Raw genomic sequence first — 23,547 nt, forward strand, 5'->3', positions numbered from 1 at the left:
GGGCAGGAGAAGATGAATAACATTGAAACGTATTATCCCGTTACTCCTTTGCAGCAAGGTCTCATTTTCCACAGCTTGTTGGAACCAGAGTCCGGAGCCTATATCGTACAGATGGGGTTGAAGCTGCAAGGTCCCTTGAACATTCCGTTATTCGAACAGGCATGGCAATGCCTCGTAGACAGACACGCTATTTTTCGCACCCGATTTGTTGGCGGTAAAGTAAAAGAATACGTCCAGGTTGTCTTGAAAGAGCTGAAGGTTTCCCTGGTGGAACATGACATTATTCATCTTTCCTCCTCCGAGCAAGAGTCGTTTCTTCATACCTTTGCCAAAGATGATCGCAAACGTGGTTTCAATATCGAAGAAGCGCCGTTGATGAGATTAAATCTGTTCCGTTTGAGTAGTAATACCTTTCATTTTTCGTGGACTCTTCACCACGTGCTGATAGACGGATGGAGTATGCCGCTAGTCTTCGGGGAAGTGTTTGCGGCGTACAACATGCTATGCAAAGGGCAGCCTGTACAACTTCCTCCGGTTAAATCTTACCGCGACTACATCGTCTGGCTGAAAAAGCAGGACTTGAAGCAAGCGGAGGCGTTTTGGCGCACGTATCTACAAGGATTTACGGAAACCACGCCACTTTCATTCGGTCGAGCTTATAAAAATCCGTACCTTGATCAGAAAAATTACCGGGAGCTAGATCTGACCGTTTCCGAGACAATTTCCAAATCATTACAGACATTGGCTCGTCAACATCGCCTAACGGTTAACACGATTGTGCAAGGCGCATGGGCACTGCTGTTGAATCGCTACAGTGGACAGGACGACATTATTTTCGGCGCCACTGTATCCGGACGTCCTGCCGATTTGCCTGGGGTCGAGACGATGATTGGTCTGTTTATTAATACACTCCCTGTCCGCGTGCAGGTAAAAGCGGAGGAGAGCGTAATCAATTGGCTCAAATCTCTGCAACAACAGCAAGCCGACTTCCGCCAGTACGAATATACCCCACTCGTGGAAATCCAAGGCTGGAGCGACTTGCCGCGTGGACAATCCCTGTTTGAGAGCATTCTCGTCTTTGAAAATACTCCTGTCGGAAATGCTAGCGGCGGCGGTGGAGAGAGTGAGCTTTCGATCGTGGATGTACATTCCGAGGAGCAAACCAATTATCCATTTACTCTGGTTGCGGCGTCAGGCAAAACAATAGACATCAAAGTCAAATTTGATGAGAGTCAGTTTGAGCTTTCATCTATTGAGCGGGTTCTGGACCAGCTTCATTCCCTCCTGATCTCTATCGCCAAAAACGCCAAGCAACGGATTGCCGACCTTTCGATGATCAGCGAAAACGAGCGTGAACAGGTTCTCGTCCAGTGGAACCAGACGGCGAAGGAATTTCCGAGCGGCCTGTGCGTTCATCAGGCGTTTGAACAACAAGTGGAAAAATCACCAGATGCGATTGCCGTTACCTATAAAAACGTGGAGCTAACCTACAAGGAACTAAACGAGCGAGCAAACCAACTGGCCCATCAGCTCGTAAGCAAAGGGGTAAAACCGGATACACTTGTCGGCATATGCGTGCATCGTTCCCCTGAGATGATCATCGGCATACTCGGCGTTTTAAAATCGGGAGCTGCCTACGTACCGATTGACCCGGCTTACCCGCAAGAACGCATCGCCTATATGATCGAGGATTCTCAAACAAATGTGTTGTTGACCCAGCAGTCTCTCATGGACATCTTGCCAGCAATACAGGCGAATGTCATTTGTTTAGACAGCAATCCGCTAACGAATGAACCTATCGCCAACGTTGCTTGCAAGGTCACAGAGCATAATCTTGCCTACGTCATCTATACTTCTGGTTCAACAGGGCAGCCAAAAGGGGTAATGGTAGAGCACCACAGTGTGATAAACATGGCTCATGCCTTGATCGATGCTTTTGATATTCAGCCAACCAGTCGTGTTCTGCAATTTACTTCGTTTAGCTTTGACGTATCGGTGTCCGAGATTGTGATGGCCTTACTCGCTGGTGCGACCCTAGTCATCGAGGATCGAGAATCCCTTTTGCCGGGCCCTGAGCTGATCCACGTTTTGCAAGAACAACGCATTACCACCGTATCCATGGTTTCTTCCGTATTGGCAGCACTGCCTGAAGCTGACCTGCCTGATCTAAGAACCTTGATTGTAGGCGGAGAAGCTCCGAGCCGTGAACTTGTGGCACGCTATGCAGCGAACCGCCAGTTCTTCAACTGCTACGGTCCAACGGAAGCAACGGTCTGCTCCACTATGATGCGTTGCGAAGCTGGAATGAGCAATCCGCCTATCGGTCGGCCAATTGCCAACGCGACTATGTTCGTTTTGGATGCAAATAGGCAGCCTGTGCCTATCGGCGTACCAGGTGAACTGTATATCGGAGGAAAAGGCTTGGCTCGCGGCTACTGGAATCGTCCGGAACAAACAGAAGAGCGCTTTATCACGCATCCGTTTGGCAAAGAAGGGGAGCTACTCTATCGGACGGGCGACTTGGTTCGCTATCTGGAAGACGGCAATCTCGAATTCCTTGGACGCATGGATGATCAAGTCAAGATTCGCGGGTACCGCATTGAATTGGGTGAGATTGAGAATTCGCTCAGACAGCATCCTGCGGTCCATGAAGCTGTGGTCATCGTTCGTGAAGAAAAGGCGGGAGGCAAACGCTTGGCCGCTTATCTGGTAGCAACGGGAGACACGCCAACCACGGAGGAGCTCGCTCTTTTCCTGAAAGAATCGTTGCCTGAATACATGATACCAGCAGGCTTTGTCTGGCTAGAGACGATACCACTCACGGTTAATGGAAAAGTAGACCGACGGGCACTGCCAGTACCAGATTGGGGACAACTTTCCACGCAGCGTAATTATGTTGCCCCTCGCACTCCAACAGAGGAGCTGGTAGCCAACATCTGGTCGCAGGTTCTCTCGGTAGAACGAGTTGGCAGCTACGACGATTTCTTTGAGCTTGGAGGCCATTCTCTTTTGGCTACGCAAACCATCTCCCGCATAAAAGAAGCGTTTAGCGTTGATTTACCGCTCCGTGCTCTATTTGAATATTCGACAGTCAACCGACTCAGCGAATTGATTGTATCCATGAACGAGGACGAATCTGGACTCTCCAGCATTCCGCTCGTACCTGTTTCACGTGATCGACATTTGCCGCTTTCGTTTGCACAGCAGCGCTTATGGTTCTTTGACCGCTTGATGCCAAACAGTTCGCTCTACAACATCCCAACTGCCGTTCGCTTGCAAGGGGAGCTAAACATCGAAGCGCTCGAGCAGAGTTTGCAAACGATTATCTGCCGTCATGAGAGCTTGCGTACAACGTTCTCCGACATCAACGGGGAAGCCGTTCAGGTGATTCATCCAGAGATTGATTGGAAACTCAGCAAAATGGATATTCGGTCTCTGCCAGATGATAGACGTGATGACGAAGGACAACGCTTGACCAAAGAAGATGCGAACAAGCCGTTTGACCTTGTCACAGGACCGCTCATGCGTGCGACGATTATTCAAACAGGAGAGCAGGATTTCATCTTCCTGCTAAACGTGCACCATATCATCGCCGATGGCTGGTCAGCGGGCGTTTTACTCAGCGAATTATTTACCTGCTATCAGGCATTTAGCAAATCAGAAGTACCGCAACTTACCAACCTGCCTATACAATATGCCGATTATGCAGCATGGCAGCGCGAATGGCTTACAGGAGATGTATTGGAAAAACAACTTTCATACTGGCGGGCAAAGCTGGGTGGAGCAGAACCGCTTCTCGCCTTGCCGACAGATCGTCCCCGTCCTGCTGTTCAGTCCTATGAAGGAAACAGCATCACCCTGATGTATGACAAAGAATTGATGACGAATCTGCTTTCCTTGAGCAAGCGCGAAGGTACGACGTTGTTTATGACGTTGCTCGCCGCATTCCAAGTATTTCTGTATCGATATACAGGCCAAGACGACATCCTCGTCGGTACTCCTGTAGCAGGACGCAGTCACCAAGAGACAGAAGCACTCATTGGATTTTTCATCAACACATTGGCGATGCGAACAGATTTGTCAGGTGATCCGAGCTTCAGGGAGGTACTTAGCCGTGTACGGGAAACAGCCTTGGGAGCTTATTCCCATCAAGATCTACCCTTTGAAAAGCTAGTAGACGAGCTGCAATTAGAACGCAGTCTCAGTTACTCGCCATTGTTCCAAGTGATGTTCGTTCTGCAAAATATTCCGGTTCAGGTAGAAGCACTTGAAGGGATTCGCATTTTGCCGCCAAAAGGTAGTCAACAGGTAGAGACAACCAAGTTTGATCTCACCTTGACGATGGCAGAGACGGCAGACGGTCTGTCCGCTACATTCGAGTACAACACCTCTCTCTTTAACCAAGATACAGTAGAACGAATGATCGAACACTTTACTCAGCTGCTAAAAGCCGTTGCTGCCAACGCAAATCAAGCCATTACCGCTCTCCAACTGATGGGAGAAGAGGAGCAGCAGCAGGTCGTATCTGAATGGAACAACACCGTAGTTGCCTATTCCAAGGATCATTGCGTACATGAACTGGTCGATCAGGTCGCTCGTGAAATGCCCAACCAGCCGGCTGTTCTCACAGGCAACGAATCCATTACCTATGCGGAATTGAATGCCAAAGCGAATCAACTGGCGCATTATCTGCAGAAACAGGGAATCGGCCAGGAAAATTTGGTAGGAATCTGCGTCGAGCGCTCTATCGAGATGCTAATCGGTCAACTGGCTATCATGAAAGCCGGCGGTGCCTATGTACCAATGGACCCAGCGTATCCCAAGGATCGTCTCGCCTTCATGATGCAGGATGCAGGTATGTCGATTGTACTTACACAAGCCAGACTCGCAGAAAAACTCCCTGCTGGCACGAGCCAATTGATTTGCCTGGACTCAGACTGGGAGTCGATCTCTCAAGAAAGTACGACGACTCCAATAAACTTGACTACGACGAACCAGCTTGCTTACGTCATCTACACATCTGGTTCGACAGGTACGCCAAAAGGGGTTGAGATCGAGCACGCGGCTCTACTTAATTTAATTTCTTGGCATCAACGCGTATATCATGTCACGTCCGAAGATCGCGCATCACAGATCTCCGGGACGGCATTTGACGCATCTGTATGGGAAATTTGGCCTTATTTAACAAAAGGAGCCACGCTTTATTTGCCAGAAGAGGAAATTCGACTCGTACCGGAAAAACTTCGTGATTGGCTCATCCATTCTGAGATCAATATCAGCTTTTTGCCGACGCCTTTGACAGAGAGCATGCTGGCTCTGGACTGGCCAAGCCATACCAAGCTTCGTTACATGCTGACAGGAGGAGACAAGCTCCATCACTATCCAAGTGCGAATCTGCCGTTTACCTTGGTGAACCAATACGGTCCAACCGAAAACGCAGTCGTTGCAACAGCTGGGATCGTTCCGATAGGGACGGGACAAAGCTTTGCACCAACCATTGGACGTCCGATTGACAACGTGCAAGTCTATGTTCTCGATACGCATATGCAGCCTGTTCCCGTAGGAGTCACAGGTGAGCTATACATTGGTGGAAGTTCCTTGGCGCGTGGCTACCTGAACCGTCCCGAACTGACACAAGAGCGTTTTGTCCCTCATCCTTTTAGCGAAATAGAAGGAGCGCGTCTCTACCGTACAGGGGACTTGGTGCGCTACCTGGCGGACAGCAATATTGAGTTCATCGGTCGCGCAGATGATCAGACCAGTATTCGCGGATTCCGCGTCGAACTGGGGGAAGTAGAAACAGCCATTCTCGCTCACCCTGCGGTAAAAGAAGCGGTGGTCACTGTCTGCACGGATCATCAAGGAACGAAGCGTCTTGCTTCCTACTTGGTTTTAGAAGAGGACACGGAGCTTGCCACAAGTGACATCCGCAAAGCGCTAAAGGAAGTGCTGCCTGATTACATGGTTCCTGCGTTTTTCATCCCGTTAGCATATCTGCCGCTCACACCTAACGGAAAGGTAGATCGTAAAAATTTGCCTGCACCTGATTTCAATCGTCCTGAGTTGGAGGGGAAATTTGTCTCACCAACAACGGAGAAAGAGCAACACCTTGCCGCGATATGGAAAGAGGTTCTCGGTATTGACCAAATTGGCATACACGATAATTTCTTCGAGCTGGGCGGAGATTCGATTCTCAGTATCCAGATTGTGTCACGCGCCAATCAATCAGGTCTAAGGCTCACACCGAAGCAATTATTCGAGTACCAAACCATCGCTGAATTAGCAGAGGTTGTAGAGGAAAAAGAAGCGATCCTTGCTGAACAGGGGCCTATTATCGGCGAATTGCCACTCTTGCCGATTCAGAAGTGGTTCTTCCAGCTACCGTTGAAGAACAGACATCACTGGAATCAATCCGTGCTGCTCTCCATCCAGGCAGGCATTGATCAGGAAGCACTGAAACAAGCGGTAGGGCATTTACTCTATCAGCACGATGCTTTACGCATGCGCTATACACAGACAGAGCTCGGCTGGAAGCAAGAGATGGATGCGCCAAGTGATACGATTCCATTCCGGATTGAAGTTTTGTCACACCTTACACCAGATGAACAATTCAAGGCCATCGAAAAGATTGCAGATGAGACGCAGGCAAGTCTGAATTTGTTTGAAGGGCATGTAGTTCAGTTCATTTATTTTGATTTGGGTCAAAATCAACCGAATCGTCTGTTGATCGTCGCCCATCACTTAGTCATAGACGGGGTATCATGGCGCATCATTCTCGAGGACTTGCAAAACGCCTACCAACAAATTGCCGCAGGGCAAGAGGTGAAGCTACCAGCGAAAACGACATCCTACAAAGAATGGGCGGATGAACTGGAGCGCTATGCGAATTCAGATGCTTTGGAAAACGAAAAAAGATACTGGTTGACCAAATCCTCTGTCGATTCAGCAAAGCTACCAGTAGACGTAACAGATGCTGGGGAAAATACAGAAGCAACGACAAAGTCCGTCAGCGCTGCATTGACTAGCGAAGAAACCAAAGCACTACTGCAAAACGTCCCGCAGGCTTACCGCACCCAGATCAATGACGTCCTGCTAACCGCTTTGGCGAAGTCACTTACTCGATGGACGGGTAATCGATCTGTATTCGTAAACGTAGAAGGGCATGGCCGTGAAGAATTGTCAGAGAGAATCGATTTGTCCCGTACCATCGGCTGGTTCACCAGCATGTATCCGGTGCACCTTCAATGGGACGAAACATTCTCCGTAGGAAAAGCACTTTTGACGACCAAAGAAGAACTGCGTGCGATCCCGAACAAAGGGCTTGGTTATGGCGTTCTTCGTTACCTCCATGCGGATCAGAATATTGTCGATGAAATTTCCCGGATTCAAGCACAAGTGCTGTTCAACTACATGGGCAAGATCGATCAGATTGTCGATGGCGATTCCTTATTTGGCTGGGCACCTGAGTCCAGCGGTTCCAACCTTAGCCCGGTCGCGGGGCGACACCACTTGATCGACGTAAATAGTGTGGTCGCAGGGGATCAACTGCATGTGACATGGCGATACAGTGAGAAGATTCATCTAGAGAGCACGATTACAGCAGTCGCCAAGGACTTTATGGATGCGCTTCGTGAGATTATTGCCCATTGTGCGACAGAGGAAGCTGGCGGTTACTCACCATCCGATTTTCCTCTGGCTCTATTGGATCAGAAGAACATTGACAAACACATCGGTTCTGACCGAAATATCGAGGATATCTATACACTTTCTCCGCTTCAACAGGGGATGCTGTTCCACTCCCTATATGCAAGCGACAGCGGGGATTACGTCGTCCAATTTGCCATGCATTTCAAGAACCTGAATGTGCCGGTATTCGAGCAAGCATGGCAAAAAGTGATGGACCGCCATTCCATTCTTAGAACGTACTTCGTCTGGGAAGGTTTGGATCAAGCACACCAAATTGTCCGCAAAGAGGTAAACGTATCCCTCCGTCAGGAAGATTGGCGCCATTTGCATACGGATGTACAGGATGAGATGTTTACGGCTTTTCTGGAGGAAGACCGCAGACGAAGCTTCGATATTACACATGCACCTTTGTCACGCTGGGTTGTCTTCCGAACAGGAGAAGAAAGCTATCGCTTCGTGTGGAGCTTCCATCACGTTCTCCTTGATGGTTGGAGTGTTCCTTTGGTACTGAATGAACTGTTTGCCTATTATGCCTCGATCAGCGAAGGACAAGAAGTTAAGCTTGGACATCCGCAGCCGTTTTCCCAGTACATTGCTTGGTTGAAACGTCAGGATATGCAGGAGGCCAAGCTCTTCTGGGTAAACCAGCTAAAAGGCTTCCACGAACCAACCAGCTTGGGAATGAGCAAAGCAGTAGTCACCGCGGGACCGAAGCAATACAAAGAGAAGAGCATCCTCATGGCAGAAGAAACGAGCGAGCACTTGCAAAAATTCGTACGCGAACACCAGTTAACACTCAATACTTTGGTACAAGCGGCTTGGGGCTGGATTCTGGGAAGCTACAGCGGGGAAGAGGAAGTCATTTTTGGTGCGACAGGTTCAGGTCGTCCGGCAGACCTGTCTCATGTTGAGACGATCATAGGCTCCTTCATCAACACCTTACCTGTCCGGATATCCTTGCAGACGAACGCGACCGTGCTAGAGTGGCTGAGAGACTTGCAGCACAGGCAGTTAGAGATACGCCAATATGAATACACCCCGCTGTTCGACATCCAAGGGTGGAGCGAACTGCCGCGTGGATCTGCCCTGTTTGAATCAATACTTGTATTTGAGAACTATCCGGCTGTACAAGCAGGAGGGCAAGAAACAGACGAGTCCAATTCAGCTTCGTCCAGTGTTTCTTTGGAAATTCACGACGTAGCAGCTGTCGAACAAACGAATTATCCACTTACCTTGGTGGCAGCACCAGGCAAGCAAGTGGCCATCAAACTCAAGTACGAACAAAACCGTTTTGATGACGTGATGATCGATCGGGTCTTGAACCAAATTACCCAACTCATGCTCACTATGATCAAGTCTCCGGAGATGCATCTGAGTGACGTCACATTGATAGACGATGTCGAACGCGAGCAGGTTCTCATCGAATGGAATCGTACGGAGAAGGAGTATCCACGCGATCTTTGCATCCATCAGGCATTCGAACAACAAGTCGCGAAAACTCCTGAAAATATTGCACTCGAGTATAAACAACAAGCCATGACTTATGCGGAGCTGAACCAAAAAGCCAACCAATTAGCGCATGTGCTTCTCGCTCAAGGCGTGCAGCCTGATACGACTGTTGCGATTTGTGTAGAACGCTCCATGGAAATGATCATTGGCATTCTTGGTGTGTTAAAAGCGGGGGCAGCCTATGTGCCGGTTGATCCAGCTCATCCCGAAGAAAGAATGATCTTCATTCTGGAAGATTCACAAGCAGCTGTCGTACTGACACAAGCGAGACTTGCAGAGCCGTTCACAAAAACGGAAGCGAACGTCATCTGCCTGGATGAAGAACTTTTCTACGAGCAGATGTCCGTAGAAAACGCACAAAGCGCTGTAGTATCAACCAATCTCGCCTATGTCATCTACACATCCGGTACCACGGGATTGCCGAAAGGGGTAGCTGTTGAGCATCGCAGTGTGATGAATATGGTGCAGGCCTACATGAATTACTTCGAAATAAACGAATCCAGCCGTGTCCTGCAATTTACGTCATTTGGCTTTGACGTTTCCGTTTCTGAGATTTTACAGGCGCTGCTCTCTGGAGGAACGTTAGTCATCGAAGATCGTGAGTCTCTGTTACCAGGCCCAGACCTCGTTCGCACCCTTCGTGAACGTCGCATCACCAAGGTATCGATGGCATCTTCGGTACTCGCGTCACTACCTGTTGAAGAGTACCCGGATCTGATCTGCCTTGAGGTCGGAGGAGACGCATGCAGCCGTGAACTGGTTGCCCACTATGCAAAAGGACGAAAATTTTATAACTGCTACGGACCGACGGAAGCAACAGTTGGTACGGTCATCGCTCGATTAACGGATGCTGACAATGCCCCAACGATTGGTCGTCCATTCCCGAATACCAAGCTGTACGTGTTAGATCGAAATCTTCAGCCAGTCCCTATCGGTGTTCCGGGAGAGCTGTACATTGGTGGTGAGAGTCTTTCGCGTGGTTATTGGAATCGTCCAGAGCTTACAGCAGAGCGTTTTATTCCGAATCCATTCGGTCAACCGGGAGAACGACTCTATCGAACAGGCGACCTCGTTCGTTATCTGCCATATGGCAACATAGATTACATCGGTCGTGTCGACGATCAGGTAAAAATCCGTGGGTTCCGTATCGAGTTAGGGGAAATAGCAGAGGCCTTGAGACAACATGAAGCCATAAAAGAAGCAGTCGTTATTGCGCGAGAAGCTAGACCCGGTGACAAACGATTGGTAGCCTATCTAACCAATGCTTTGGAGCAGGAGACGTCCATAGACGAAATCAAGCTCTGGCTCAAAGAGAAACTTCCCGAGTACATGATTCCGTCGCATTTCATGTGGCTTCCGGAAATTCGACTTACAGTCAACGGAAAAATTGACCGCAAAGCATTACCTACGCCAGATTGGGGCCAGCTAACAGCCGTATATGTCGCTCCGCGTAGCCCCGTGGAAGAAATGGTCGCCAACGTCTTTACTGAAATCCTCTCCTTAGAGAAGGTGGGCGTACATGACAACTTTTTCGAATTAGGCGGACACTCCCTGCTCGCGACGCAGACCGTTTCTCGCCTCCGGGAAATCTTTGGGGTAGAGTTGCAAATTCGTACGTTGTTTGAATACCCAACAGTCGAAGGGCTTAGTGAACAGCTGGTTATGCTCACCAAGCAAACATCCATTAAGATGGCTCCACCGATTGTAAAAGTATCGCGTAAAGAACCGCTCCCATTGTCATTTACCCAGCAACGTTTGTGGTTCCTGGAGCAGTTCACGCAAGGAAGCTCAGTCAACAATATTCCATCCTTCCTACGGATTCAGGGAGACCTCAGCATATCCGCTTGGGAAGAAAGCTTGAAAGCCATCATACAGCGTCATGAGAGCTTGCGTACTCGCTTTGAGGTTCGTGACGGACGACCAGTTCAAGTGATTCACCCAGAGGACGATTGGGTAATGAACCAAACGGATCTGCGGGCTTTGGATCCTGCGAAACGGGAAGCAGAAGTCAAACGCCTTGCTGAAGAGGCCACACTCGAGCCATTTGACCTGACGAAAGGTCCGTTGCTCCGTGCCAATCTGGTTCAGCTCGACGAAAAGGACTTTGTGTTCCTGTTCGTGATGCACCACATTGCTGCAGACGGTTGGTCGATGGGAATTTTGATGAGCGAATTAATGACCAATTACAAAGCATTTAGTCAAGGAGAGGCATCGCCACTTACGGAATTGCCAATCCAATACGCAGATTTTGCCGTCTGGCAGCGTGAATGGTTAAGTGGAGAGGTTCTTGATGGACAGCTTGAGTACTGGAGAGAAAAACTCAAGGGCAGCGAACCATTACTGCAACTGCCAACGGATCGACCGCGCCCACCAGTACAGACATACGAAGGAGAAAAGCTCTCCGTTCAGTTTGGAGCCGACCTCTTGGAAGAATTGCGTAATCTGAGCGGAAAAGAAACGACTACACTCTTCATGACATTGGTTGCCGCCTTCCAAACTCTGTTGTACCGCTATACGAATCAAGAAGATATTCTCGTCGGAACTCCGATTGCCGGACGTAACAAGCAAGAGACGGAGCAATTGATCGGTTACTTCATCAATACACTCGTTTTACGCACAGATATGTCAGGTCAACCAAGCTTCCGCGAATTGCTTGCACGCGTTCGTGAAACAGCTCTGGGGGCATATGCAAACCAAGATGTTCCGTTTGAAAAATTGTTAGATGAGCTGCAGCTGGAGCGTAGCATGAGCTACTCGCCATTATTCCAGGTGATGTTTATTCTGCAAAATATCCCGATGCAGGTAGATCCTGTGGATGATATTCAGATAAGCAGCTTTGACGTCGGTGCTGAGGCCGTCACCTCGAAGTTTGATTTGACGGTGACCATGTTGGAGACATCAGACGGTCTCATTGCTACCTTGGAGTACAACAAGGCGTTGTTTGATCACAGTACGATCGTTCGAATGGTTGATCATTTCCACAAGCTTCTGGAAGAAATCATTGCCAACCCGGATCAGTCAATCACCTTGCTACCGCTCATGCGTGAGGAAGAGGAACAACGACTCATTACTGAATGGAACCGTACAGAAGCGCCATACCCGAAAGAAAAATGCGTTTATGAAATGATTGAGGACATGGTTGCGAAAGCACCGGACAACATCGCTCTCATCGTAGGAGATCAAACGACTACCTACAGAGAGTTGAACACTCAAGCGAACAAGCTGGCTCATTATTTACGCAAGCAAGGAGTAGGACCCGAAGTGCTAGTCGGTGTTTGCGCACAGCGGACAACCGAGATGATGATTGGACTTTTGGCCATTATGAAAGCCGGCGGAGCCTATGTGCCAATCGACCCAAGCTATCCAGCCGACCGCATCGCCTACATCATCGAACACTCACAGGTTCCAGTCCTTTTAACGCAAGAAAATCTGCTGCCAACTCTGCCTGAGCACCAGGCCAAAGTGATCTGCCTAGACAGTGATTGGGGAGCAGTTGCCGACGAAAGCGCGGAGAACCCGACCAAGCTTGGTACTTCCGACAATTTGATCTATGTCATCTACACGTCAGGTTCTACAGGCAATCCAAAGGGTGTAGCACTCGAACATCGCAGTGTAAGCTACTTCCTATCGTGGGCACACGACACATTCACTCCAGAGGAGATGAGCGGCGTACTGTTCTCTACGTCAATCTGCTTTGACTTGTCTGTCTACGAAATGTTCGCAACACTGACAATGGGTGGCAAAGTTATCATGGCGGAAAATGCATTACAATTGCCAGCCTTGCCAGCAGCCAATCAGGTGACACTGATCAATACCGTACCTTCAGCGGCGATGGAGCTGGTGCGCATGAAAGGTATTCCTGCGTCGGTTCGTGTTATTAACCTTTGCGGTGAGCCACTTTCTAACAAGCTGGCACAGGAATTGTACACCTTTGAACACGTAGATAAAGTCTTTAATCTCTACGGACCGACAGAGGACACCGTTTACTCTACGCACTCCATCGTGAAAAAAGGAGCCATCAGCGAACCACTGATCGGACGACCGCAGTTCAATACGCAAGTATTTGTATTAGACAATCATCGCAAACCAGTTCCAGTAGGGGTGCCGGGAGAATTGTACCTCAGTGGTTCAGGCTTAGCACGTGGCTATCTCCACCGACCCGATCTGACCATGGAACGCTTTGTGCAAAATCCGTTCCGTGGGCCAGGAGAGAGGATGTACCGGACTGGAGATCTCGTACGCTACTTGCCAGATGGGAATCTTCAGTTTATGGGACGTGTTGATTACCAGGTCAAAATCCGTGGCTACCGCATCGAGTTGGGCGAAATCGAATCTGTTCTGAGACGCCACCCTGAAGTCAAGGAAGTCGTGCTAGTCGCTCGTGAAGACAGAGAAGGGGACAAACGTCTAGTAGCGTACATCGTGTTTGAAGAGACTCACACAAGTACGTCTAATGACCTGAACCACTTCCTGACTGACAAGCTTCCAGCCTACATGATCCCGCAACACTTTATGATCATGGAGAGCTTACCGAAAACGCCAAACGGTAAACTGGATCGCAAAGCGCTACCGAAGCCGGAATACGACCGCTCGGAGTCAGGCGTCGAATACCAAGCGCCGCAAACGCCAGTCGAGATCATGTTGCATACGCACTGGGCCGCCGTACTGGAAATGGACAAAATCGGAGTGCACGACAACTTCTTCGAGATTGGCGGTCACTCATTGCTCGCTACCCAGCTTATCTTCAAAATTCGCGAAGAGCTACAGCTTGAGGTACCGCTGCGAATCCTGTTCGAGACCCCGACCATTGCGGGTATGGCCAAGACCATCGAGGAAATTCTCAAACACGGTCTTTCTGCTGTCTCCCATGACATCGACGCAAAGGATCTCAAGGATGAAGTCGTACTCGATCCAGCGATTCAGGCTGAACATCCGTACGTGGGTGATCCAAGTCAGTTCCGAGCGGCATTATTGACAGGAGCCACTGGCTTCCTTGGTGCTTTCTTGTTGCGTGACCTGTTACAGATGACAGACGCTGACATTTACTGCCTCGTTCGAGCTTCTGACGAAGAGGAAGGAATGGCGCGACTACGCCAAACATTAGAGCTATATGAGTTATGGAATGAAGAGCATGCGCATCGGATCATCCCTGTAATCGGTGATTTGGCAAAGCCACGACTGAATCTGTCCGAAGATCAGTTCTCCGAGCTGGCCGAAAAGGTCGATGTGCTCTACCACAACGGTGCTCTCGTTAACTTTGTGTATCCGTACGCAGCCTTGAAGAAAGCAAACGTAAAAGGTACGGAGGAAATTCTCCGCCTTGCTGTAGCCAAAAAGACCAAGCCTGTGCATTTCGTCTCCACGATTTTCACGTTTGCGTCCGAAGAAACAGAAGAATCCATGGCCTTCCGCGAAGAGGACATGCCAGAGAACAGTCGCGTCCTCACTTCCGGTTATACACAGAGCAAGTGGGTAGCCGAGCATCTCGTCAATCTCGCACGCGAACGAGGCATTCCAGCGGCGATATACCGTTGCGGACGGATGACTGGGGACAGCGAAACAGGAGCATGCCAGAAGGATGACCTGATGTGGAGAATTGCAGCAGGGATTATAGATTTGGGCAAAGCTCCTGACATGAGTGGCGATCTGGACATGATGCCAGTTGATTTTGCAAGTAAGGGAATCGTTCATCTCTCCATGACTGAGCAGAGCTTGAGCGAAAACTTCCACTTGCTCAACCCGAACGCAACCGATTACGAAGACCTGATTTCAGCGATTGAAAACAGAGGATTTGTATTGGAACGAGTCACCATGGATGAGTGGATTGAGGCGGTGCAAGAGGATACGAAAGAAAAAGGCAATGAGGCCAACTCAGCCGCTCCGCTCGGCAACCTGTTCACAGACGGCCACACAAGCAGAGGTAGTGTAGTCTATGTAGGCAATAAAACGACTCGTTTGCTGCGTCAAAACGACATTGATTGCCCGGAAATAGACGAGGAAGTTTTCGGTAAAGTTCTTGATTACTTTATCAGAAGCGGCCAACTAAAATTACCGGAACAAGCCCTGCAATAAAAAATAAATACCCATCCGTCACCTCATTATCATGGTGGCGGGTGGGAAAATAACCAAAATAGTGATAAACTTTAAAATAACTATAAAAATTGGAGGTTTTATCCATGCCATTTGACATTCAGCTACTTGCACCTATCATTGCTATTCAATTGATCCTGGCAGTTATTGCTTTAATTGACTTGGCTAGACGTGAAGCGTATCGAGTTGCAGGTGGAAAAAAATGGCCGTGGGCTCTTGGCATTATCTTTATCAACACCTTGGGTCCGATCGTGTATTTCTTTGTAGGCAGAAAAGACTAGCTCAAGAGAACCGAGGAAAGGGTTGACATTCTTTGCGAGTTATTGAATGTGAAGGCCTCACAAAGGAATATAAAGACCATAAAGCGTTAAAGAACGTAACCTTTTCCGTCGATGGCATCGGTTGTGTCGGTTTTCTGGGGGGGAATGGTGCCGGGAAAACGACGACCATCCGCATCCTTACCGGGTTGGCTGCACCGACCGGAGGAAAAGTGAGAGTAGTAGGCTACGACGTCGTGACCGACCGCAATAAAGTCACAAGTGAAGTCGGGTATTGTCCACAAATCCCAGCCTTTTATAACTACATGACAGCGACAGAGTGGATGCATTGGGTGGGTAGACTTTATGGATTGGACAAGCGCACAATAGCACAGCGGACAGATGAACTCTTGGAGTTATGCGGCATCAATGAAGCGAGGAACCGCCCAATAAGCGGTTACAGCGGAGGGATGAAACAGCGTCTGGGTATTGCCCAGGCGCTCATCCACAACCCAAAGCTACTCGTTTTGGACGAGCCCGTTTCCGCTCTCGACCCCATGGGCAGATATGACGTTTTATTGCTAATAGAAAAGTTGAAGCAACATATGACTGTCTTCATGTCGACTCACATTTTGGATGACATCGAAAGGATCGCTGACCACATCGTCATCATCAAGGACGGTACGGTGGTGCTGTCGTCGAGTTTGGATCAGCTGCGAGCAAACCATGTGGAGCCATTGATTGAGTTCAAGCTTGATCAACAGGACATCGATTTAACCGATGTATTAAATGGGCTAACCTGGATCAGGGAATGGAACCAAGACGGCGGTATTTACAAAGTTCTTATCAATGACATGGAAAAAGCCAAGGCACTCCTGCCGCACATTCTTTTGGAAACTGGCGGGACACTGGCGTATTATCGCTTATCCGCATCGACCCTTGAAGATATTTTCCTAAAGGTTGTGAATAACTGATGACTTCCCACCCAATGATCAGAAAAGAATTTAATGAATTGGTCAGAACCTACAAGATTCTCATTATTCCGATTGTGTTTATTGCTTTAATGATTACACAGCCGATTACGATGAAAATGCTCCCTGATATTTTGGCCAATTCCACAGGACTGCCGGAAGGGGCAGTCATCAAAATTCCAACCCCGTCTGCTCCAGAAGTACTTTCGACAGCGATTAGCAAATTTAGCTCACTCGGCACGTTTGTGCTCATTCTTATCGTCATGGGGTCCATTGCCGGAGAGAAAGCCTCTGGGGTAGCTTCCATGGTATTCGTCAAGCCCATCAGTCGAGCGAAATACTATCTAGCCAAAGCCATTACCTACTACACGTTAACAATTGCAAGCATGCTAATTGGGATGGGGATAACTGCCTACTATACAGAGATCCTTTTCGGAAAGCTAGATTGGACCCATGTATGGATCGGTACGTTGATGTACATACCGAATCTATTCCTTGTGGTCACAACAACGCTTTGCGCCTCCAGCTATTTTAACAATGCTGTTGGTGCGGGTGGAGCTTCGCTCGTATTCAATATCCTGATCTTCACGGTTCCACAATTTCTCGGTAAATTTTTGGATATGGTATCTCCAGGTGGATTGTCAAATGCGGCTATGATGATGATTCAAGAAAACTCAACGCTTTCGCAAGCATTCATCACAGGTTTGCCGGGTCTTGCAGGTGTCTTTACACTCAACATCGTGTTTTTCTTTATGGGCTGGTACTTTTTAGAACGATCAGAAATCTAAAGAGGAGGCGTAGAAATGGAACATTTTTGGCTAATCTGGTTGGTTAGTGTACTGTGTGCTCTATGCACTATACCTATTCAATCCAACACGATTCGCCAACAAGTACAGCTGCAAATCGCCATCTATTCTACTAAAAAAGTCCCGCCTATTTCTGTCATGGTTACGATTATGATCATTCAGAGCTGTGTCTTTTTGGCTCTGGCGACTGCTATAGGCTTATGGCTCATGCCTTCCACTGGTCTTCGGCTCTGGATTCTCGATCACTGGGTGTCTAGAGTGGAGCTGCCTTTTTCCATCTGGTCGTTTTGGGCCGTATCGATTGGTTCAGGTATCACGGTAGGCCTCTTGGTAAAATGGATGGACCGTTCTTTCTTTCAACAACGCATGACCAAAAGAATGGGTAAAGAACCGATTTCATCACGGTTCTTCGGCTTTCTCTCGTCTTTTTACGGAGGAGTTTGCGAAGAAGTGCTCATGCGTCTTGGGGTTATGACTGTTGTCGTATTTTTGGCACAGAAGATGGGAGGGATGGGAATTTCCTATTGGCTGGGCATCTGTGTCGCCGCCATTGTTTTCGCGATTTCCCATCTCCCAACCAATTACATGACGTACGGAAAAGGTTACGTGGTCACTGTATGGACGTTGTTGCTAAATGGTATCTTGGGCATCTTGTTTGGCTTCCTATATTGGCGATACGGTTTAGAAGCTGCGATCATTAGTCATTTTAGCGCTGACATCGTGCTGCATGTGATCTTCAAAAATAAAAGTAGAAAGTAGGAGAAGCAAATGATCGTTGTAACAACAGAAAACATTCCAGGATATCGTGTCGTTGAAGTGAAAGGAACGACATTCGGCTTAATCGTCCGAGCACGCGGAATTGGCGGAGACATCATGGCAGGCCTTCGCTCAGTAGTAGGCGGAGAAATCAAGGAATACACGGTGCTTCTGGAGGACGCGCGCAAGCAGGCGCTCGACCGCATGATAAAAAACGCAACTGCTATGGGAGCTAACGCTGTGGTCATGTGTCGTTACGACTCTGGGAATATGGGAAATATGGGTGAGGTTGTTGCATACGGTACAGCAGTTGTCATTGAAAAGGTGTAATGAATGATTTATCTCATTTACTACATTGTTTTTCAGATCTTGCTTTTCATCGCCTTGCTCATCATTTCGAAATTCAAGGACAAGCGACTGCACCAAGACCATGGAGAAGTCGTCCCGCCCGGATTTGAGCCGACGAATGAAGTGACGATCGATCCGGTAAGTCAGGAAAAGCGTCGTGTATACTTCAATCCGAAGACCGGAGATCGCTATTACAAAGTTGAAAAATAAGTGATATAAGAGTAGAAACGAGCCAAATCTTGTTAGATGACAAGATTTGGCTTTTCTTGTGCGCCCGGCATGGTCAATAGCTCGAATGTCGATTTGACGCTGTGCCATATTGTGACGATCCCAAAGTCATGATAACATTCTAAAAAATATCTTGGAGAGATAGAGGACGAGAGGTCATTAGCATGTCGAAAACGATACTAGTTGTGGAAGACCAGCAGGTTTTGCGTGAGATTATGAAGGAATACTTGATGGACGAAGGATACGAAGTGCTGGAAGCGGGGGACGGGAGTCAGGGGCTGGCCTTATTTCAAGAGCATGAAGTGCATTTGATCATTCTGGATATTATGCTGCCGGAATTGGACGGGTGGTCAGTATGCAGACGCATTCGCAAAGTTTCTAACGTCCCCATTCTGATGTTAACAGCTCGTTCGGATGAAGATGACACGTTGCTTGGATTCGAGCTCGGGGCGGACGATTATGTGGTGAAACCGTGCAGTCCTCCCATCCTGCTGGCACGCGCCAAACGTTTGCTGGAAAACCGGCAATTGCACGAACCTGGGGATATGCTGTCCGGCGGCGGGATTACGATCCACTTGCCGTCCCGAACTGTTTCGATTGAGGGAAAAAACTATAGTCTAACGCACACGGAATTCGAAATTTTGGCTTACTTGATGAAAAACAAAGGCATTATCCTCACCAGAGAACAGCTCATTACAAAAATCTGGGGTTACGACTTTGTCGGCGAGGATCGCACGCTCAGCAGCCATATTCGAAATTTGCGTTCCAAGCTGGGAGAGCATGCGAAGCATATCGTCACAGTTGTTCGTTCCGGTTATAAATTCGAGGACCGGCCATGAGAACAAGCATTGTACTCAAGCTGTTTCTACTTACTACGGGATTATGCTTGTTTGTGATCGCAAGCATTTTTATTGGACAAACCGTATTTTTCGAGCAGTATTATGTGCATCAAAAGGTAGAAAAGGTGAAGGAAGCCCTTCAATCCTATCGGCAAAACGAGTTGACTCATGCCGGGGCTTCCCAGGATGAAGTCAGGAAGGAACAGGAGTTTTATCAAAAGACGAATGCCTGGTTTGCTCGATTGGATGATAGAGGCCATTTGAAATACTCGGACGATTTCGAGATGGAGGTCCGTCTGGAGTACACGGAAGACACCCCTGCTCTTTCTGGCAAATCGATTGTCGTTCCGCTGTACACGGTCATGGATGTGGAAGATGTAACCGCCGATAACCCCTTCCTCGATACTTATGTGAAAGTGGGACAACAGATTGCCATGGAAGGGATCATGATCGATAATCAATGGTTTGCGCAGCGGATCGGGAGGAGTGTCTCCAATCTCAGAGAGGAAGATCAGCTGGAGAATCAGCAACTCGTCAAAAAAGAGTATGAGGTCGTCCCGAGATTCAAGAGTGGCACCGAATACCATGAGCGTTATCCCAGCGTTTTGATGCGCGGAACCATCACGCAGGTCCGAACACCGCAAGGCGCAGATGTATCCCGCTATACGAACCGCTTATTTCTTGAACGGGTGAAAGCTTTTCAAGCGGATCTTCTATACGGAGATGTTGTGGAGCAAACAAGCACCATAACGGACTTCAAAGAGAACGATATGGAGTACAAAATATTCGTAGAGCGCGTGACCGATCAAACAGGGAAGCCCGCCTATCTGTTCGCCATGACATCCCTGCAGCCCGTAAACGAAGCGGCGGAGGTCATGAAAAGTTATTACGGCTACATCATTGCGGGTACCTTGCTGCTCGTTCTGCTCGCCTCCTTCTATTATTCCCGCAGAATAGCAGCTCCTTTGCTCCGCATGGACGACATGACACAAAAAATGGCCAAGCTGGACTTCTCTGAAAAAATTCCGATCAAGACAGAGGATGAGATCGGCAGCCTGTCACGGAATATTAATCGGCTTTCGGATATGCTGCATGCCCATATTGTCCAGCTGGAGCAGGATATTGAGAAAGAAAAGCGGCTGGAGCAAACGCGTAAAGAATTTATCGCTGGCGTATCGCATGAGCTGAGAACTCCGCTCAGCGTCATGGAAAGCTGCCTTTACATTCTGAAGGATAAGGCGGACAGCCCGAAGCGGGACTATTATTTTGCTGCGATGGAAGATGAAGTGAAGAAGATGAACCTGCTGGTTACGGATATGCTGGAATTGGCAAAATATGAATCTGGTACGTATAGAATGCAGATGGATGCGTTCCGGATTGATGTGCTGCTGGAGCAAATCTGCGTAAAGCTGGTACCGGACCTCGCCGGTAAGCAGTTGCGGTTGCACCACCGCTTAGCCCCAGTCGAAGTCATCGCCAATCAGCATCGAATCGAGCAGGTGATCGTGAATTTCCTGACAAACGCCATACGCTACACGCCTGAACAAGAGGATATTGTCATCTCGACGGTTGAAGCGGAGGATATCGTCAAGATTTGCATCGAAAACAAAGGCGTCCATATTCCGGCCGAGCAGTTGGAGAAGATATGGGATCGTTTCTACCGCGTCGAGCATTCCCGCAACCGTTCGACCGGAGGAACCGGATTGGGTCTCGCGATCTCCAAGCAGATACTAGAACTGCATGGAGCGGTCTATGGGGCAACGAATACGGAGGAAGGCGTCCTGTTCTATTTTGAATTGAAGAAAACAAAAGTGTAGAACTTCGGTTCTGCACTTTTTTTATTGCGTTTCTACCCAATCTGCACACGATCTGCATCTGATCTTGATCTTTGACGGTTACTCTTTACCTTGTTCAAGACGAAAGGGGAAAGATGAAAGATGAAAGTGCAAAAGAAAATGATGGGTATTACACTGTTCGCCATGGTCGCCTTGTCGGCTGCGGCATGTGGCACCAATGGACAACCACCCGCTTCCGAGATTACCAGGCAGGCCGGGGACATCTCCACTCCGGAGCAAACCTCATATGCATCACTGTATCAAACAAGCGTTTTTCTCGGAGATTCCATTACGGAGGGATTGTCTTACCATGATGTGCTGAAAGAGAAGAACGTGCTTGCAGGTGCAGGGAAGACAGCAGAATTCGCACTGGAGGATGTGGACGAATTAGTCAAGCGAAAGCCCGAGCATATTTTTATCCAGCTAGGTTCGGACGACATTTTATGGCCGACCGACCATCCTAAGGAATATTCGTTGTCGTACTACGCTAAATTAATCGATCGCATCAAAGAAAGACTTCCGGAGGCGTCCATCACGATTCTTTCCGTTACCCCGGTTACGGATAAGGCAGAAAAAGCGGAGCCCCGCTATCAAAATATCGGCGACTACAATAAGGGACTGAAGGAGCTGGCAAGCAAGGTACAAGTCGGATACATCGATGTGTCGTCAATTGTGGCCGATCGTCCTGAAATGTACGATGCGGACGGCATTCATTTCCAAGCCCAGTTTTATCCGGTCCTGCTCGATTATATAAAAGATGAACTGGGTCGTAAGAAGATCGCAAAATAGCGGCGCGGGAGGAAACGAACGTTGGTATTCAGCAGTCTGATTTTCCTGTTTCAATTCTTGCCCGCCGTGCTGCTCGTTTATTATATGTCGCCCAAAAAGCTGAAAAATACTGTTCTGTTCGCAGCCAGCCTTATCTTTTATGCATGGGGCGAACCGGTATATATCATCATCATGATTTTTACAACCGTCTTTGATTATTTCAACGGACTCGTGATTGACAAGTACAGTCACCGCAAGCCGATCGCCAGAGCAGTGTTGTTCGGCTCCATCTGCGGCAGTTTGGCGATTCTCGGTTTCTTCAAATATGCCGGGTTTGTCGTCTCGAATGTGAATGATCTATTCGGTCTGCAAATACAGGTGGCTGATCTGCCACTACCCGTCGGTATTTCCTTTTATACGTTCCAAACGATGTCCTATGTAGTGGATGTATACCTTCGTAGGGTGCCGGCACAACGAAATTTCGTCGCTTTCGGCACTTACGTCACGATGTTTCCCCAGCTGGTCGCAGGTCCGATCGTCAAATATGGGGATATCGCGGAGCAACTGGTCATTCGTAAAGTGACGCTGGAGCGGTTCGGAGAAGGAGCGGAATGGTTCATCCGGGGATTGGCCAAAAAAGTACTGCTAGCCAACAATATTGGACTCTTATGGACGAATGTGAAATCGACGCCGATGGAGGACTTGACTGTCCTTTCCACGTGGCTCGGCATTCTGGCGTTTACGTTACAAATTTATTTCGATTTCAGCGGGTATTCGGATATGGCGCGCGGGCTCGGCAAAATGTTCGGTTTCGAATTCCCAGAAAACTTCAAGCATCCGTATATTTCACGAAGCGTTACGGAATTTTGGCGCAGGTGGCATATTTCCCTCGGTTCCTGGTTCCGGGAGTATGTCTATATTCCGCTCGGCGGCAACCGGATGGGTTTGGGCAAGCAGTTCCGCAACCTCTTGATCGTATGGTTCTTAACTGGTCTGTGGCATGGAGCGAGCTGGAACTTTATCGTCTGGGGCTTGTATTTCGGCTGTTTCGTTGCAGTTGAGAAGCTATTTTTGCTGAAGCGGCTGAATCGCTGGCCGAAATGGGCAGGTCATCTCTACACGCTGCTGATTGTCGTTGTCGGGTGGGTTCTTTTTGAATTCGAACATTTACCTTCCGCGTGGATGTTCATCCGTGCGATGTTTGGTTTCGGTGAGCACGATTGGGTGGATGGCCAGGCGCTCTACGACCTGACGACGTATGGGGGATTGCTCGTTCTGTTGGCCTTGTGCGCGACACCGCTCCCTCGGAAAGTATTGGAGCAAATGAAAGCGCGATGGAATTCGGTAGGCATGATCGTTGCTTTGGTGCTTTCTATCATCAGTTTGGTTTTGTCATCAGCTTATTTGGTCTTTGAGGATTACAATCCATTCTTATATTTTCGGTTTTGAGGGGA

Annotated in this window: 11 protein-coding genes; all 11 read left to right on the plus strand. The window is 48.6% G+C overall.

Annotated elements, in window-relative coordinates:
- Positions 1–12 precede the first annotated feature (12 nt).
- The 11 genes from lgrD to C7R91_RS04115 all read left to right on the plus strand — a co-directional run bounded on the left by lgrD (position 13) and on the right by C7R91_RS04115 (position 23,542).
- On the plus strand, positions 13–15,267 hold the full coding sequence (gene lgrD, locus C7R91_RS04065) for a linear gramicidin non-ribosomal peptide synthetase LgrD (RefSeq protein WP_047069527.1): 15,255 nt from the start codon (positions 13–15) through the stop codon (positions 15,265–15,267).
- Positions 15,268–15,371: 104 nt separating this feature from the next.
- Positions 15,372–15,566, plus strand: a complete 195-nt coding sequence (locus tag C7R91_RS04070; protein ID WP_007729128.1) for a PLD nuclease N-terminal domain-containing protein — start codon at positions 15,372–15,374, stop codon at positions 15,564–15,566.
- 32 nt (positions 15,567–15,598) lie between these two features.
- Positions 15,599–16,516, plus strand: a complete 918-nt coding sequence (locus C7R91_RS04075; protein WP_047069417.1) for an ABC transporter ATP-binding protein — start codon at positions 15,599–15,601, stop codon at positions 16,514–16,516.
- The gene (locus C7R91_RS04080; protein ID WP_047069418.1) at positions 16,516–17,301 is read left to right on the plus strand and encodes an ABC transporter permease; all 786 of its coding nucleotides are present in this window, start codon (positions 16,516–16,518) and stop codon (positions 17,299–17,301) included. Before C7R91_RS04075 ends, C7R91_RS04080 begins: the two co-directional genes overlap by 1 nt.
- A 15-nt stretch (positions 17,302–17,316) precedes the next feature.
- Positions 17,317–18,078 carry a CPBP family glutamic-type intramembrane protease gene (locus C7R91_RS04085; RefSeq protein WP_106786167.1) on the plus strand — a complete coding sequence of 254 codons (762 nt, stop codon included), beginning with the start codon at positions 17,317–17,319 and terminating at the stop codon, positions 18,076–18,078.
- A 9-nt stretch (positions 18,079–18,087) separates the two neighbouring features.
- Positions 18,088–18,405, plus strand: a complete 318-nt coding sequence (locus C7R91_RS04090) for a heavy metal-binding domain-containing protein (RefSeq protein ID WP_015891250.1) — start codon at positions 18,088–18,090, stop codon at positions 18,403–18,405.
- Positions 18,406–18,408: 3 nt separating this feature from the next.
- Complete coding sequence (locus C7R91_RS04095; protein ID WP_047069419.1) at positions 18,409–18,633, plus strand: hypothetical protein; 225 nt, start codon at positions 18,409–18,411, stop codon at positions 18,631–18,633.
- A gap of 182 nt (positions 18,634–18,815) precedes the next feature.
- Entirely contained in the window at positions 18,816–19,490 is a 675-nt protein-coding gene (locus C7R91_RS04100; RefSeq protein ID WP_047069420.1) for a response regulator transcription factor, read from the plus strand.
- Positions 19,487–21,307, plus strand: coding sequence for a sensor histidine kinase (locus tag C7R91_RS04105; RefSeq protein WP_047069421.1), 1,821 nt, complete (start codon positions 19,487–19,489; stop codon positions 21,305–21,307). Before C7R91_RS04100 ends, C7R91_RS04105 begins: the two co-directional genes overlap by 4 nt.
- Before the next feature lie 120 nt (positions 21,308–21,427).
- Complete coding sequence (locus C7R91_RS04110; protein WP_047069422.1) at positions 21,428–22,114, plus strand: GDSL-type esterase/lipase family protein; 687 nt, start codon at positions 21,428–21,430, stop codon at positions 22,112–22,114.
- Between the two features lie 21 nt (positions 22,115–22,135).
- Complete coding sequence (locus C7R91_RS04115) at positions 22,136–23,542, plus strand: MBOAT family O-acyltransferase (protein ID WP_047069423.1); 1,407 nt, start codon at positions 22,136–22,138, stop codon at positions 23,540–23,542.
- Positions 23,543–23,547 lie beyond the last annotated feature (5 nt).

It is taken from the genome of Brevibacillus formosus (assembly GCF_003013405.1).
Lineage (GTDB): Bacteria > Bacillota > Bacilli > Brevibacillales > Brevibacillaceae > Brevibacillus > Brevibacillus formosus.

What these genes read in the sequence shown, in the direction of transcription:
- lgrD (WP_047069527.1), top strand. Translation starts at nt 13, where the DNA reads ATGAATAACATTGAAACGTATTATCCCGTTACTCCTTTGCAGCAAGGT.
- C7R91_RS04070 (WP_007729128.1), top strand. Translation starts at nt 15,372, where the DNA reads ATGCCATTTGACATTCAGCTACTTGCACCTATCATTGCTATTCAATTG.
- C7R91_RS04080 (WP_047069418.1), top strand. Translation starts at nt 16,516, where the DNA reads ATGACTTCCCACCCAATGATCAGAAAAGAATTTAATGAATTGGTCAGA.
- C7R91_RS04085 (WP_106786167.1), top strand. Translation starts at nt 17,317, where the DNA reads ATGGAACATTTTTGGCTAATCTGGTTGGTTAGTGTACTGTGTGCTCTA.
- C7R91_RS04090 (WP_015891250.1), top strand. Translation starts at nt 18,088, where the DNA reads ATGATCGTTGTAACAACAGAAAACATTCCAGGATATCGTGTCGTTGAA.
- C7R91_RS04095 (WP_047069419.1), top strand. Translation starts at nt 18,409, where the DNA reads ATGATTTATCTCATTTACTACATTGTTTTTCAGATCTTGCTTTTCATC.
- C7R91_RS04100 (WP_047069420.1), top strand. Translation starts at nt 18,816, where the DNA reads ATGTCGAAAACGATACTAGTTGTGGAAGACCAGCAGGTTTTGCGTGAG.
- C7R91_RS04105 (WP_047069421.1), top strand. Translation starts at nt 19,487, where the DNA reads ATGAGAACAAGCATTGTACTCAAGCTGTTTCTACTTACTACGGGATTA.
- C7R91_RS04110 (WP_047069422.1), top strand. Translation starts at nt 21,428, where the DNA reads ATGAAAGTGCAAAAGAAAATGATGGGTATTACACTGTTCGCCATGGTC.